The organism is Streptomyces sp. NPDC052020, from assembly GCF_040680575.1.
Classification (GTDB): Bacteria; Actinomycetota; Actinomycetes; order Streptomycetales; family Streptomycetaceae; genus Streptomyces.
Genome location: NZ_JBFAWY010000026.1, coordinates 64,996 through 79,511 on the forward strand (window position 1 = coordinate 64,996; position 14,516 = coordinate 79,511).

Genomic DNA, 14,516 nt, shown 5'->3' on the forward strand with positions numbered 1-14,516 from the left:
GGGGCGTCTGTCGCGGTCCGTGTAACCACCGGATGATCGCTCAAACGGGACACGGCGAGGGCGGGCGCACGCACCGGCGGGAAACCGGGCAGACGGACCGTATCCAGCCGCGGCAACCGGGAGGGCATCGTGTCGGACACGGCAGCGGGCGGAAGCAGACGCAGGGGCCGCAACGAGACCGAGGAGGAGAGAGCCGACCGGATGTGGCAGGAGCTCATCCAGGAGGTCCGCGTCGCGCAGATGGGCGTGCAGATCCTCTTCGGCTTCCTGCTCACCGTCGTGTTCACACCCAAGTACGACGACCTGGGGGACACGGACCGCTTCATCTACATCGTGACGGTCGTCCTCGGGGCCGCCGCGACCGGCGCGCTGATCGGGCCGGTCTCCCTGCACCGCCTGGTCTCCGGGCGGCGCGTCAAACCCCAGGCGGTGCGCCTCGCCTCCCGGCTGACCCTGCTCGGCCTGGTGCTGCTGCTCGCCACCACCACCGCCTCGCTGCTGCTGATCCTCCGCGTCGCCACCGACGACGGCTTCGTGCCGTATCTGGTCGCGGGCGTGGTCGCCTGGTATCTGCTGTGCTGGTTCGTCCTCCCGCTGTGGACCCGGCACCGGTACACCTCCCGCTGACCGGTCCGGCGGCGGGGGCGGGGGACGGGGGACGGGGTGCGCCGATGCCCGCGCGGCCCTGCCCGCACGGTCCCGCCCCCGCCACAGGGCGGCCGGCGGAGCCGTGACGGCGGGGCCGCGCGGGCCACGGCCTCAGCCGCCGGCCATGACCTCGGCCAGGAAGTCGTCCACCCGTACCTCTTCCTGGCCGGGCGGCACGATCTCGTGGGTCTCCCGCAGGAAGGCAGCGACCGCCGGCGCCCACCCGAAGACCACGGCGTGATGACGGCCGCCGTCCGGCCGCGGGTCGCCGAGGAAGTCCATGCGCAGCTCTTCCCACAGGCCGGTCGAGGCCGGGCGCAGCCGTACGTCGCCCATGCCGACCGGGCGCGACAGCCCCTCGGCGAGCATGTCCCGGTCCAGCGTCCACCGGGCCAGGACGCGGCCGTCGTGACTGAACAGGAAGGTGACGGCGAACGGGTCGGCGGCGTCGTAACTCAGATGGGCGAGGACGGGGCAGCGCTCGGTGTCACCGGCTTGCAGCTGTACCACCAGGGTCGTGTGCGTGAAGGACTTCACGAAAGGGCCTCCGAGGAGTCCGAGGAGAACGGACGTAGGGCCCTCTAGTACCCCGTCCCCGCCCGCCATGCTCGGCCGCGCGGGTGATCGCCCCCGGAACCGTCTGAGGCGGGGGCGGGCGGACCGCTCAGCCCAGGGCGTCGCGCAGCGCCGGCAGCAGCGTCTTCTCCGCCCAGTCCAGGAACGCCGTCTGCGTCTCCCCGCCGATCTGCACCAGGGCGATCTCGGTGAACCCGGCCTCCGCGTAGGGGCGTACGGCCTCCACGAAGACCTCCGGGTCGTCGCCGCACGGGATCGACTCGGCCACGTCGTCGGGCGTGACGAACTGGGTCGCCGCCTCGAAGGAGTCCGGGTGCGGCAGCTCGGAATTGACCTTCCAGCCGTTGCCGAACCAGCGGAACTGGGAGTGGGCCCGCTTGACCGCCGCGTCCCGGTCGGGGTCGTAGCTCACCGGGAGCTGCCCCACGCGCGGCTTGCCGGCGCCGCCGTGCCGGTCGAAGGACTCCAGCAGGCCGGGCTTGGGTTCCGTGGCGATCACCAGATCGCCCAGCCTGCCCGCGAGGGCGCAGGAACGCTCACCGGAGACCGCTATGCCGATGGGCGGCGGACTGTCGGGAACGTCCCACAGCCGTGCCGACTCCACGTCGAAATGCGTGCCGCGACGGTTGACGTGCCCGCCCTCGAACAGGGCACGGATGATCTCGACGGCCTCCTCCAGCATCTCGTGCCGTACGTCGACCGAGGGCCAGCCGCCGCCCACGATGTGCTCGTTCAGGTTCTCGCCCGAGCCCAGCCCCAGCCGGAACCGCCCCTCGGACAGCAGTTGCAGCGTCGCCGCTTTCTGCGCCACGACCGCCGGATGGTACCGGAACGTCGGACACGTCACATACGTCATCAGCGGGATGCGCGAGGTCGCCTGCGCCGCCGCGCCCAGCACGCTCCACGCGTACGGCGCGTGCCCCTGGGAACGCAGCCACGGGAAGGAGTGGTCCGAGGTCACCGAGAAGTCGAATCCCACTTCCTCGGCCCGCACCACATGGTCGACGAGCTCACGGGGACCGGCCTGCTCGGTCATCATCGTGTATCCGATTTGCACCATAACGGCCGGGTTCCCGGGTCGCATGGGCGGAAACGGCCGGGTGCCGCGTCCGTACGAGGGAAAATCCGCGGCCCCCGTCGCGCCGCACCGGTGACCGGCGCGGGCCCGGTGGTCACGGCGCGGAACGCGCCGGGCCCGCCAAGGGGTCAGCGCAGCCCGAAGCGGGAGGACCACGCCATCACATCGGCGGTCGTCGCGTTGCCCCCGCACACCACCAGCCCGATCCGCGCTCCCTCGCCCACCCGCTCCACCACCCGCCGGGCGGCGGGCAGGAGACAGCCGGTGGCGGGCTCCGTCCACACCTTCGCGTGGTCGGCGAGGTCGAGGACGCCTCGCACGGCCTCCCGGTCCGGCACCACGAGCACATCGGTGACCAGGCCGGCCGCATGGTCGTAGGTCAGCTGAGAGACGGAGGGCGCGCTGAGGGTGGAGACGATCGACGACAGTCCGACCGGCACCGGACCGCCCGCCGCCAGCGCCCGCGACATCGCCTCGGCGCCCTCGGTCTCCACGCCCCAGATCCGCACGCCGGGCCGGCGGGCCCGCAGCGCCGCCGCCACGCCGGCGATCAGCCCGCCGCCCCCGATGCTGACGAGCACGTCGGTCACGTCGTCGGCGTCATCGGCGAACTCCAGCCCGACGGTGCCCTGCCCGGCGATCACCACGGGGTCGTCGAAGGGGTGCACCAGCGTCAGCCCTTCCTGCCGCAGCCGGTCCGCCAGCTCGAAGGCCCCGGCCATGTCGTCGGTCAGCCGCACCGACGCGCCGGCGCCCCCGGCGACTTCCACGGCGCGCGCGGGCGCCGAGCGGGGCATGACCACCGTGGCCTTCACCTGGAGGGCGGCGGCCATGACCGCCAGGGCGATCCCGTGGTTGCCGCCGCTGACCGCCACCACTCCGGCGGCCCGCTCGGCCTCGCCGAGCGACAGCAGCTTGGCGGTCGCGCCGCGCGCCTTGAACGAGCCGGTGCGCTGGAGCAGTTCCAGCTTGGCGGTGACCGGTACGCCGAGCAGCGCGGACAGCCCCGGGCTCGGCACGGTCGGGGTACGCACCAGGTGTCCGGCGATCCGCTCGGCCGCGGCTTCGATCTCGGTGATCCCGATCAAGGCAGTCATCCCTTCCGGCGCGGGCGGAGATCCGCACCACCTGGCACCCTTGCCCGTCGGCCGCCGGGGGTCAACTCCCTTCCGGGGCCGGCGCGGAAGGCCCCGCCGCGGCCGGAAGCGCTGACCGGCCGGGGCCTCAGTGCTGCTGTGCCTTCGGCGGTGTCGCCTCGCTCGGCCGGACGACGACGTACCCCTGCCCCTGCAGCATCAGCTGCACCGCCTCGCCCGAACCGCCGCGCAGCATGGAGCCGAGGGACTGCGAGCGGTGCAGGGAGGTATGCAGGCCCGCCGTCCAGCCCACGACGGCGTCCGTGTCGACGTACACCGGGTCCTGCGGCGAGACGGGGATCACCAGCGGGTTGCCCTCGCACACCAGGCCCAGCCGGCCGTGCCCGGTGAAGACACTGTTGAACAGGCCGCCGCCCGCGACGCCGCCGCCCTTGACGGTCGTGATGCGGTAGGACAGCGACGCGTCGAAGCACAGGACGTTGCGGCCGTTGACGGTGAACTCGTCCCCGGGGTCGACCTCCACGACGAAGCAGTTCTGCGCCTCGTGGGCGAACCACGCCTCGCCCCGGCCGCGCACCGCCATCAGGGGCAGCCCCTCGCCGGTGACGGCGCGTTTGAGCATGCCGCCCACCCCCTGGCCCTTGCGCTCGAACCGCAGGTCGCCGCGGTAGGCGACCATCGCGCCCTGCCGGGCGAACATCTCGCCGTCGACGGCGTACCGGATGCACTTGGCGTTCTGCGCCGTCATGCCCGGCGCGGTGGCCGGCCGCACCATGTGCTCGCTGGAAAAGAGGTCACCCTTCATACCGGCATCCTGTCCCGGACGGTCCCGTTCCGCCAAGATCGCCCCGGGGAGCGCCCGTCGCCCGCGGGTCCTTGGGCAGGACGTTGCGGACGTAGTCCTCGGCGGCGGCGTCCAGGCCGATGTCGTGCCGGGCCCGCTCCGACAGATACCAGCGGTGCTCCAGCAGTTCGTGGTAGATCTCGGCCGGGTCCATGGTGCCGCGCAGCTTGGGCGGCACCGCCCGCACGGCGGGCCGGAACACCTCCCGCACCCAGCGGTGGGCGAGGACCTCCGGGCGGGCGCCCGGGACGTCCCCCCGGCCCGGGCGGAGCGGCGAACCGGGGGACGAGGCGCCCGGGGCGTAGTCGTCCTGGGTGGCCATCCAGCTCTCCAGGTCGTTCAGCAGCCGCCGGGCCTGGTTCTCCTCGGCGTCCAGGCCGGTCAGGCGCAGCAACTGCCGCTGGTGGTGGCCGGCGTCGACGACCTTGGGCACGAAGGTGACCGTGTCGCCGTTCGAGGCGTGCTCGATCTGCATCTCCGCGACGTCGAAACCGAGGTCGTTGAGCCGTCGTATCCGGCGCTCTATGTAGTGGTACTTGCCCGCCGGATAGACCGAGGTGCGGGTCAGCTCCTCCCACAGACCGTGGTAGCGGGCGCAGATCTCGGTGCCGAACGCGATCGGGTCGACGGAGGGGTGCAGGGCGCCGGACGCCTCCAGGTCGAGCAGCTCGCCGCTGATGTTCACCCGGGCCAGGTCGAGGTCGTACCCGCGCTGCCCGGTGCTCAGGCGCGGGTGCAGCTCGCCGGTCTCGGCGTCGACGAGGTAGGCGGCGTAGGCCCCGGCGTCACGCCGGAAGAGCGTGTTGGACAGGGAGCAGTCGCCCCAGGCGAACCCGGCCAGGTGCAGCCGCACCAGCAGTACGGCGAGGGCGTCCATGAGGCGGTGCATGGTGGCCGGGCGCAGGGTGGTCTCGAACATCGACCGGTAGGGCATCGAGCCGCCGAGGTGCCGGGTGACCAGTACCGGTTCCAGCGGCTCGCCGGTGGTGCCGGTGCGCCCGGTGACCACGGCCAGCGGGTCCACGGCGGGGATGCCCAGCCGGTCCAGGTCGCGCAGCAGTTCGTACTCGCGCAGCGCGGGCCGCTCCGCGAGCTCCTTGACGGCGATCACCTCGGTGCCGGCGCGGGCGTAGCGGACGACGTGGCGGGAGATGCCGCGGGGCAGCGGCACCAGGTACTTCTCCGGCCACTCCTCCAGGGGGAGCTGCCAGGGCAGTTCGAGCAGCACCGCGGGGTGCTCCGGATTGGTGGCGCTGATCTGCAAGGCCATGCCCCGACTCTAGACTGCGCGTTCGCGTGCGAGCCGCGCGGCCGCCCGCACCGGGCCGCGGTGGACCGGCCCGTGGCCGGGCAGCAAAAGGTCGCCGTCGAGCCCGGCGAGGACGTCCAGGGAGTCCACCGCCCGGGCGCGCTCGTGGTCGAACATGACGGGCAGCAGCTGCGGCCCCCGCACCCGCGTGGTGGGGTGGCCGGTCACCAGGGCGTCACCGCTGATCACCGCACCGGCGTGCGGCAGATGGTAGGCGCAGTGGCCCCGGGTGTGCCCGGGGGTGTGCACGGGCACGGGGCGGCCGGGCAGGTCGAGCGCGCCGGCCCGGGGGAACGGCAGCGGGTCGGCCACGGGGTTGTGGGCCGTGCCGCCGGCCCGTACCACGTGTGCCGCCCAGGGCAGCACACCCGGCCGCCAGCCGTTGCGCAGCACCCGCCCGATGGATACCTGGTGGAGGAAGTCCCGGCGGGCGTGCGGCACTTCGGCCTCGTGCAGGAGGACGGGCGTGCCGAACTCGGCGCGCAGGTACTCGGCCGAGCCCAGGTGGTCGTTGTGGGCGTGGGTGATCAGCACGGCGGTCACCGCCTCCGGGGAGCCGCCGACGGCCGCGAGCGAGTCGAGCAGCCGCCGACGGTCCGCGGGGTAGCCGGTGTCGATCAGGGTCACCGCGTCCCCCTCCGTGAGGATCACCCAGTTGGTGTTGGTGCCGCGCACCAGATAGGTGCCGTCGGCGACCTGCCGCACGTCCGCCCGCATCGCTCTTCCCCTGTCCCGAGGGTCACTGCCCGACGGGCGACAGCCAACCAGAGGCGGTGGACGGTGGGGAAGCGGCCGGTGCTCCAGCGTGGCGGCCGGCCGCCTCAGCGCACGCCGTGCGGGCGGAACTGGATGCTGATGCGCGGGCCCGCCGCCCGGGCGGTCTTCGGTACGCAGTGCTCCCAGGTGCGCTGGCAGGAGCCGCCCATCACGATCAGATCGCCGTGACCCAGCGGCCGGCGCACCGTCCGGCCGCCGCCGACCGGGCGCAGCAGCAGATCGCGCGGTGCGCCCACGGAGACGATCGCCACCATGGTGTTCTCACGGGCGCCCCGCCCGACCCGGTCGCCGTGCCAGGCGACGCTGTCCCGGCCGTCGCGGTAGTAGCACAACCCGGCCGTGGTGAACGGCTCGCCCAGTTCGGCGGCGTACCGGGCGGTGAGCGCGTCACGCGCCCGCGCCAGCACCGGGTGCGGCAGAGGATCGTCCGCGCCGTAGAAGGCGAGGAGCCGGGGGACGTCCACGACGTGGTCGTACATCGTGCGCCGCTCCGCGCGCCAGGGCACCTCGGCGGCCAGCCGCTCGAAGAGTTCGTCCGACCCGCCGAGCCACCCGGGGAGTACGTCGATCCAGGCCCCGGATCCCAGGTGCGTGCGGCGCAGCCCGTCGAGGGGGCCGAGCCGGACCTCGTCGGTCTGGTCGAACAGCGAGCCCTGGAGGTGCCTGGTCATGGCTCCAGCGTACTCCTCAATCGAAAATATGTTCGCCAAGACCGTCGGGTGCGCGCTGCCGCGTCGGGCTTCCGATACATCGCCGTATCACATACATTCCCGTATCGACCGAGGCCGGCCAGGACGGCGGGAACGCGCGGCGGGCGGATCACCAGGCGCCGCCTCCCCGCACACGCGGCCGGGCGGCGGCGGACCGGCCGCGCGCCCGTGGTCCGCGCAGGGGCCGCGGCGGTCGCCGCCCGGCCGCCCGTGCGGCTGCTCACCGGGTGCGGCGGCGCGCCGCGGCACGGACAGGGCCGCCGCACCCGCGGCGGACGACGCAAGACGGACGTGGAAAGGGACGGTCGCCATGGATGCCGACGTCATCGTCGTCGGAGCGGGCCTCGCGGGCCTGGTCGCGGCACACGAACTGACCAGCCGGGGCAGGAAGGTCGCGCTCGTCGACCAGGAGAACGCCGCCAACCTCGGAGGGCAGGCGTTCTGGTCGTTCGGCGGGCTGTTCCTCGTCGGCAGCCCGGAGCAGCGGCGCCTGGGTGTCAAGGACTCCTTCGAACTGGCCTGGAACGACTGGCAGGGCAGCGCGGGGTTCGACCGGATCGCGGACGAGGACTCCTGGGCGGTGCGCTGGGCGCGTGCCTACGTGGAGTTCGCGGCGGGGGAGAAGCGGGCCTGGCTGGAAGGGCACGGCATCACCTTCCTGCCCACCGTCGGCTGGGCCGAACGCGGCGACCTCACCGCCCACGGGCACGGCAACTCCGTCCCCCGTTTCCACGTCGCGTGGGGGACCGGCACCGGGGTCGTGGAGCCGTTCGCCCGTTACGCCCGGCAGGCCGCGCGGGACGGGCTGCTCACCTTCCACCACCGCCACCGGGTCGACGAGCTCGTCGTCGAGGGCGGCGCCGCGCGGGGCGTGCGCGGCACGGTCCTGGCCGAGGACACCTCGCCCCGGGGCGTCGCCTCCAACCGCGACCGCGTCGGCGACTTCGAGCTCACCGCGCAGGCCGTCGTCCTCACCACCGGCGGCATCGGCGCCAACCACGACCTCGTCCGCCGCCACTGGCCCGAGCGCCTCGGCACGCCCCCGAAGGAGATGGTCACGGGCGTCCCCGCGTACGTCGACGGGCGGATGCTCGACATCAGTGCCCGGGCGGGCGTCCGCCTGGTCAACCGCGACCGCATGTGGCATTACACCGAGGGCCTGCACAACTGGGACCCGATCTGGCCCGGCCACGGCATCCGCGTCCTGTCCGGGCCGTCCCCGATGTGGTTCGACGCCCTCGGCCGCCGGCTGCCCGCACCCTGCCTGCCCGGCTACGACACCCTCGCCACCCTGAGGTACCTGCGCACCACCGAGGAGCTCGCCGGCTACGACCACTCCTGGTTCATCCTCACCCGGAAGGTCATCGAGAAGGAGTTCGCCCTGTCGGGCTCCGAGCAGAACCCCGACATCACCGCCAAGGACCGCGGCGCGGTCCTGCGCCAACGCCTCCTCGGCAAGGGGGCGCCGGAACCGGTCGCCGCGTTCGTGCGCGAAGGCGCCGACTTCGTGACCGCGGCCACGCTCGAGGACCTCGTGGACCGGATGAACGGGCTGACCGGCAAGCCGCTCCTCGACGCCGCGGACATCCGCCGCCAGATCGAGGCCCGCGATCGGCAGATCGACCGCCCCTACGGCAAGGATGCCCAGGTCCAGGGCATCCGCAACGCCCGCCGGTACATCGGCGACCGCCTCGGCCGGGTCGCCGCGCCGCACCGCGTCCTGGACCCGGCGGCCGGGCCCCTCATCGGGGTCAAGCTGCACATCCTCACCCGCAAGACCCTCGGCGGCATCCAGACCGACCTCGACTCCCGCGCCCTCGGTACCGACGGCGAGCCCGTCGAGGGGCTGTACGCGGCCGGTGAGGTCGCCGGCTTCGGCGGCGGCGGTGTCCACGGCTACAACGCCCTGGAGGGGACCTTCCTCGGCGGCTGCCTGTTCTCCGGGCGGGCGGCGGGGCGGGCCGCGGCCCGCCAGACCGCCTGAGCCCCGCGGGACCCCGCCTCCTCACGCCCCGCCGAGGAGGCGGGCCAGCACCGCCGCGTGACTGGTCGCCGTCTCCTTGGAGGCGGTCAGCAGCGTCACCGGACCCGCACGGGCCAGCTCCCGCACCCGGCCGAGGGCCTCGACCGCCTCGGGAGCGGCGAGTTCCGCCGCGTAGCGCTCGCCGAACTCCTCGTACGAACCCTCGCCCGCGTGGTACCAGCGGCGCAGTTCCGTCGACGGCGTAAGCGCCTTGGGCCACTCGTCCACCCGAGCCGCGTCCTTCGCCAGACCGCGCGGCCACAGCCGGTCCACCAGCACGCGCACGCCGTCCTCCGGCTCGGGCGGGTCGTAGACACGCCGTACGCGAACGCTCACGGCCAAGCCCCTTCCGCGCTGGACGGCTCTGCCGCGAGCCTACGCCGGGCCACGGGCGGACGCGCGCCGTCGGCGGCCGTACGCGGCCGGATGAGCGGACGGCGTTCGTCCGATTTTCCCCGGGCCGCGCGGGTACTCCGTCCGCCTGACGGATGACAGTGACCAGGGAGGTCAGGACATGAGCGCATCGGGCGACCTGCCGGTCGTGCGCACACTCGCCGAACTCACCGGCCTGGTCGAACGGGACCAGGGTCTGTATGTGCGCTGGTCGCGGGGCCCGGAGACCGACCTCGCCGACGTCTCCAGCAAGGACGAGCTGACCGGCACGCCCATGCCGGGGCTGTCCGCCAACCCCCTCGGTGTCGAGGACTGGTGGCAGGAGCGGCCCGTCCGCGTCTGGGTGGCGCGCCGGCTGCACGACTACGCCCACCTGCCGCACGACAAGGGGCCCGGCGTCCGGCCCTGGGTGCTGACCGGCCGGGAGGCCGGCCGCGGTCCCGACAACGAGCCGCTGGTGACCGACGTCCGGCCGTTGTGCTGGATCGGCTCCGGGGTGATCGAGGAGGCCCGGGACGAGGTGGACCGCCAGGAACGCCCCTGGGGGCCGCTGCGCCGCACCGGACGCTGAGCGGCCCCCAGGGGGATGCGGGCCGGCCCCGTTCAGCCCGAGTTCCTGCGTGCCGCGACGCGCCGCTTGAGCGCACGTCGCTCGTCCTCGCTCGTCCCGCCCCAGACACCGATGGACTGCCCTGTCTCGAGCGCCCATTGCAGACACTGCTCACGGACCGGACAGGTCCGGCAGACCGCCTTCGCCTGCTCGGTCTGCAGCGCGGCCGGGCCCGAAGTGCCGACCGGGAAGAAGAGTTCGGGATCCTCGTGGCGGCACGCGGCGTGCTCTCGCCAGTTGCCCATCAAAGTCACCTGCGATCGAAGTAGTACGTGCCTTCGTGCTTGGGTTGCTTGCTTACGGGTCACCTGTTGCCGTGTGGATGAAACAGCTATAACGCACGGGAAGTCATGCGAATTGGCCGGAAGCGGGCCGGGGTTGGGAAAACCGGCCCGCGGCCGCTGCCCGCGACGGCGGCCGCCGCCGGCCGGGGCGGGCATCCGGCGGCTTCCCGGCGCGGCCCGAGGCTGGCGGACCTGGACGCCCTGGTCGCCGCCCCCGTGATCACCCTCGGCGTGACGCTCATCGCCGGAGCCCGAGCCGGGGCCGGGGCGCCGCGGACGTACTGCGATAGTGAACCCGATCAGAAAGATGTAACGAGCATGTAGGAAGCGCGTGGACACGAGCGACAGCACCACCGAACCGGGGGCGCCGCCGGCCCCCGCCGAGAACCCGGCCCGGCGGCGCGGCCGCCGCCGCTGGGCGATGGACACCCGCCCGCTGCGCCGCCCGGCCTACCGCCGGCTGTGGGCGTCGACCGTCGTCACGGCCGTCGGCAGCCAGCTGACCGCCGTCGCCGTACCCCAGCAGATCTACGACATCACCGGCTCCTCGGCCTGGGTGGGTGCCGCGAGCCTCGCCGGTCTGGTGCCCCTGGTGGTCTTCGCCCTGTGGGGCGGGGCGGTCGCCGACGCCATGGACCGCCGCACGCTGCTGCTGATCACCAACACCGGCATAGCCGTCACCTCGCTGCTCTTCTGGCTTCAGGCGGTCACCGGACTGGAGTCGGTGGCCGCGCTGATGCTTCTGCTGGCGCTCCAGCAGGCGTTCTGGGGCCTGAACGCGCCGGCCCGCAGCGCCTCCATCGCCCGCCTGGTTCCGGCGGAGGAGCTGCCCGCCGCCAACGCCCTCGGCTCCACCGTCATGCAGACCGGCCAGGTGGCCGGCCCGCTGCTGGCCGGCGTCCTCATCCCCGTCATCGGCCTGCCCGAGCTGTATCTCATCGACGCCCTGGCCCTGTGCGTCACGGTGTGGGCGGTCCACCGGCTGCCGGCGCTGCCGCCCCTGTCGGGCGCGGGGACCCGGCGCGCGGGCCTGCGGGAGATCGTGGCGGGCTTCCGCTACATCGCCGGGCACACGGTTCTGCTGCTGTCCTTCCTCGCCGACATCGTCGCCATGGTGCTCGGCATGCCCCGCGCCCTGTTCCCGCAGCTGGCCGCCGAGACGTACGCCCCGTACGGGGAGGGACTCGCCCTCGGCCTGCTGTTCGCGGCCATCCCCGTCGGCGCGGTGCTGGGCGGGCTGTTCTCCGGCACGTTCTCGCGGGCCCGCAGACACGGCTGGATGGTCATCGGCGCCGTCGTGGTCTGGGGCGCGGCCATCACCGGCTTCGGGCTCAGCGGCAGCCTGTGGCTGGCGGTCGCCTTCCTCGCCGTCGCCGGTGTCGCGGACATGGTCTCCATGGTCTTCCGCGGCGCGATCCTGCTGTCCGCCGCGACCGACGAGATGCGCGGCCGGATGCAGGGCGTCTTCATCGTGGTCGTCGCGGGCGGCCCGCGCCTGGCCGACGCGCTGCACGGCACCGCGGGCTCGGCCTTCGGCCCCCGGGCCGCCGTCGCGGGCGGCGGGCTGCTCGTCGTCGCCGTGATGCTGGTGCTGGCCTTCGCCGTCCCGGCGCTGCGCCGCTACCGCGTCTGACGTCTCACAGGGAGCCGCGCCGGTGCAGCGCGTACTGCTCCATGAGCTGGCCGCGGGTCATCTCCAGCCGGTGCGCGAGGATCTCGGCGACCGAGCGCACCAGCGTCAGTCCGAGCCGCGGATCCTCCTCGCACAGCTCCAGCACCGCCGCCGCGTCGAACTCATAGGCGCGCACGGGGCTGAACGCCTCGGCGCCGAAGTCCCACCGGTACGGCGGGAAGAGCCAGGACCAGCCGAGAAGGTCGCCGGCGCCCAGGCTGGCCACCGTCACCCGCTGCAAAGACGACACCCGCTGGGTGAGGGAGACCGCGCCGGAACGGATCACCCAGAGCCGGTCGGCCGTGCCGCCCGGCTCGAAGATGCGGGCGTCCTCCGGGAACGACACCTCCCGGGCGAGCGCCGTCAGGCGCCCGCGCTGCGGCGGCGGAAGCGCGGTGAGCAGTTTGATCGCTTTGGTCATGACGCGGGGCTCCTCGCCGGGGTCTGCTGTGCGGTGCTTTCCCTACGCCCATTTCAGCGGCTGCGGACGCCCCGGGCACCTCGGCGGACGGTGATGGCCGAGGATCGCGGGCCGGGTCCGGAAACCGGCGGCCCGGGAGCCCCGCCCGGCGCGGCGATGCGCGGGCGCTCGCGCCGGAGCGTGAAAAGGCCCTGGCTGGACGGGGGAAACCAGCCAGGGCCGTATGCGGTGACGCCGGAGGACTCGGTGCGGTCGACTCCGTCGCCACGTGTGCATGAACGCTAAACCATTTTTGGCCACTCCGTGAAATCGGAACCGGGGCCGCGTGACCGGTTTCACTCCCGCGCGGTGACCCGGATCGTCTCCAGCTCCGGATCGCTGGGGTCGGGGAGGTACATACCGGCGTCCAGGCCGCCGCGCAGATACCGCAGCACCGGCTCGGTCAGCCGCTCGCCGGGCAGCACGGCCGGGATCCCCGGCGGGTACGGCGTGATCATCTCCGCCGCGACCCGGCCGGCCGCACGGCTCAGCGGCACGTCCTCGGTGGGCCCGAAGAACGCGTCCCGGGGCAGCCGCGCCTGCTCCATCCGCAGCCGGGACGGCGCCGGCACCTCCACCCGGGGCGCGGCAGCCAGTCCGGGGGCCGCGCGGGCGAGGTCCTTCAGGGCGGCGAGCAGTTCCCCGGCGGTCGCCCGGTCGTCGCCGAGGGTGATCTGCGTGCCGATGCGCCGGTGGTCCGTCAGGTGGGCGATCAGGCTCCGGTGCCCGCGCAGCCAGTCGGCCGCCTGGAACCCCGTGATGCCCAGCCCGCCGAGGTCGATGACGACGGGCAGCGGGTCGAAGTCGTCGGCCCGTCCCGGCCCGCAGTAGTCGCCGCGGCCGTCGACGTGCAGACCGTCGATCTCCTCGACGGCCGCGCGGACCTCGGCCGCGAGATCCAGCGTGGCCCCCATGATGTCCCGGCCGCGCAGGACCATCTGGCGGCGCCAGCCGTCGAGCCCGGCGAAGATGAGCGCCGACGGGCTCGTGGTGCCCAGCAGGTCGGCCCGCATGCCCAGCAGCTTCGGCGGGACGAGCTCGCCGCGCAGATGGAAGACGGAGCCCTGCTCCAGGCCGCTGCCCATCTTGTGGATGCTGGTGACGCAGATGTCGGCACCGGCGTCCATCGCCCAGGACGGCAGATCCGGGTGGAAGGGCAGATGCGCGCCCCATGCCTCGTCGACGATCAGCGGCAGCGAACGCCGGTGACAGACCTCGGCGACGGCCCGCAGGTCCGCGCAGGCCCCGTACGGCGTCGGACTGGTGATCAGCGCGCCCCTGGCGTCCGGGTGAGCGGCGAACGCCGCGTCGAACTCCCGCGCGGAGGGCGGATGGGCCAGATGCCGCTCGGGGTCCCACCGCGGCTCGACCCACACCGGTTCGATGCCGGACAGGATCAGACCCGACACCACCGACTTGTGGGCGTCCCGTCCGACCAGCAGCTTCTCGTGCGGTCCGGCGACCGCCAGCATCGCCGCCTTCACCGACAGGGAGCTCCCGCAGGTCGAGAAGAACGTGTGGTCGGCGTGGACCGCGTCGGCCATCAGCTCCTGCGCGCGTTGCAGCACCCGGCCGCGGGTGAGCCGGTCGTCCAGCCCGCCGGTCGCCAGGACGTCCCCGAGGAAGACGGCGTCACCGAGCACCTCGCGCACCGCGGGATCGGCGCCGCGCGCCTGCTTGTGCCCGGGAGGCGTGAATGACAGCCGCCCCTCGCGGCGGTAGTCGGCGAGGGCTTCCAGGACCGGTGCTCGGGTGTGATCGGCTGCCATGCCGGTGCGGGTTCCCGGCACCGGCCGCCGCCAATCGGCCCCTGGCCCGGACGGCGGCCCGGGCGCCGCCCGCCCGCGCCGGACCCCGGCAAGGAGCCCGGCGAACGGAGGCCCCCCGACGACCCCGGCGACGGCGAGCGCGCCGCCCCAGCCCGCGCCGGGCACCCGCGGCGCCGGGCACCCGCCCGCGTCCCGCGCGCCCTCCTCCCCGCCGCCCCGCTCTCCCTCGGGCCGCCCCGCTCTCCGCCCGTCGCCCTCCTCCGCCC

The 14,516-nt window shown here is 73.8% G+C and carries 15 protein-coding genes; 4 read left to right on the top strand and 11 right to left on the bottom strand.

Annotated features, from left to right (window positions below; all coding sequences use genetic code 11):
* Nucleotides 1-129 precede the first annotated feature (129 nt).
* The gene (locus AB0L74_RS24620) at nt 130-627 is read left to right on the top strand and encodes a DUF6328 family protein (protein WP_365656246.1); all 498 of its coding nucleotides are present in this window, start codon (nt 130-132) and stop codon (nt 625-627) included.
* Nucleotides 628-759: 132 nt separating this feature from the next.
* Here the strand turns inward: AB0L74_RS24620 and AB0L74_RS24625 are convergent, their stop codons facing one another.
* The 7 genes from AB0L74_RS24625 to AB0L74_RS24655 form a co-directional block, all read right to left on the bottom strand.
* On the bottom strand, nt 760-1,185 hold the full coding sequence (locus AB0L74_RS24625) for an SsgA family sporulation/cell division regulator (protein ID WP_365656249.1): 426 nt from the start codon (nt 1,183-1,185) through the stop codon (nt 760-762).
* Between the two features lie 127 nt (nt 1,186-1,312).
* Entirely contained in the window at nt 1,313-2,284 is a 972-nt protein-coding gene (locus AB0L74_RS24630; protein ID WP_365656253.1) for an LLM class F420-dependent oxidoreductase, read from the bottom strand.
* A 146-nt stretch (nt 2,285-2,430) separates the two neighbouring features.
* Complete coding sequence (locus AB0L74_RS24635) at nt 2,431-3,390, bottom strand: threonine/serine dehydratase (protein ID WP_365656256.1); 960 nt, start codon at nt 3,388-3,390, stop codon at nt 2,431-2,433.
* Nucleotides 3,391-3,526: 136 nt separating this feature from the next.
* On the bottom strand, nt 3,527-4,204 hold the full coding sequence (locus AB0L74_RS24640; protein ID WP_365656259.1) for an AIM24 family protein: 678 nt from the start codon (nt 4,202-4,204) through the stop codon (nt 3,527-3,529).
* A complete protein-coding gene (locus AB0L74_RS24645; protein ID WP_365656263.1) occupies nt 4,194-5,513 on the bottom strand; it encodes a DUF4032 domain-containing protein in 1,320 nt (439 codons plus the stop codon). The genes AB0L74_RS24640 and AB0L74_RS24645 overlap by 11 nt, the downstream gene beginning before the upstream one ends.
* 9 nt (nt 5,514-5,522) lie before the next feature.
* The gene (locus AB0L74_RS24650) at nt 5,523-6,269 is read right to left on the bottom strand and encodes an MBL fold metallo-hydrolase (RefSeq protein ID WP_365656266.1); all 747 of its coding nucleotides are present in this window, start codon (nt 6,267-6,269) and stop codon (nt 5,523-5,525) included.
* 104 nt (nt 6,270-6,373) lie between these two features.
* Complete coding sequence (locus AB0L74_RS24655) at nt 6,374-7,000, bottom strand: alpha-ketoglutarate-dependent dioxygenase AlkB (protein WP_365656269.1); 627 nt, start codon at nt 6,998-7,000, stop codon at nt 6,374-6,376.
* 349 nt (nt 7,001-7,349) lie between these two features.
* Here AB0L74_RS24655 and AB0L74_RS24660 point away from each other — a divergent pair, with 349 nt between their 5' ends.
* Nucleotides 7,350-9,023, top strand: a complete 1,674-nt coding sequence (locus AB0L74_RS24660; protein ID WP_365656272.1) for an FAD-binding dehydrogenase — start codon at nt 7,350-7,352, stop codon at nt 9,021-9,023.
* A gap of 21 nt (nt 9,024-9,044) precedes the next feature.
* On the opposite strand, the gene AB0L74_RS24665 is transcribed toward AB0L74_RS24660, so the two are convergent.
* Nucleotides 9,045-9,398, bottom strand: coding sequence for a DUF488 family protein (locus tag AB0L74_RS24665; protein WP_365656275.1), 354 nt, complete (start codon nt 9,396-9,398; stop codon nt 9,045-9,047).
* Between the two features lie 178 nt (nt 9,399-9,576).
* Here AB0L74_RS24665 and AB0L74_RS24670 point away from each other — a divergent pair, with 178 nt between their 5' ends.
* Nucleotides 9,577-10,026: a DUF6098 family protein gene (locus AB0L74_RS24670; protein ID WP_365656278.1), complete on the top strand. Its 450-nt coding sequence runs from the start codon at nt 9,577-9,579 to the stop codon at nt 10,024-10,026.
* A gap of 32 nt (nt 10,027-10,058) precedes the next feature.
* On the opposite strand, the gene AB0L74_RS24675 is transcribed toward AB0L74_RS24670, so the two are convergent.
* Nucleotides 10,059-10,310 carry a WhiB family transcriptional regulator gene (locus tag AB0L74_RS24675; RefSeq protein ID WP_365656281.1) on the bottom strand — a complete coding sequence of 84 codons (252 nt, stop codon included), beginning with the start codon at nt 10,308-10,310 and terminating at the stop codon, nt 10,059-10,061.
* 370 nt (nt 10,311-10,680) lie between these two features.
* Here AB0L74_RS24675 and AB0L74_RS24680 point away from each other — a divergent pair, with 370 nt between their 5' ends.
* Nucleotides 10,681-11,982 (top strand): MFS transporter, encoded by a 1,302-nt coding sequence (locus tag AB0L74_RS24680; protein WP_365656284.1) that lies wholly within the window; start codon nt 10,681-10,683, stop codon nt 11,980-11,982.
* Nucleotides 11,983-11,986: 4 nt separating this feature from the next.
* Here AB0L74_RS24680 and AB0L74_RS24685 read toward each other — a convergent pair whose 3' ends face one another.
* A complete protein-coding gene (locus tag AB0L74_RS24685) occupies nt 11,987-12,442 on the bottom strand; it encodes a cyclic nucleotide-binding domain-containing protein (protein ID WP_365656287.1) in 456 nt (151 codons plus the stop codon).
* Between the two features lie 335 nt (nt 12,443-12,777).
* Complete coding sequence (locus AB0L74_RS24690) at nt 12,778-14,250, bottom strand: ornithine decarboxylase (protein WP_365656290.1); 1,473 nt, start codon at nt 14,248-14,250, stop codon at nt 12,778-12,780.
* Nucleotides 14,251-14,516: the final 266 nt, after the last annotated feature.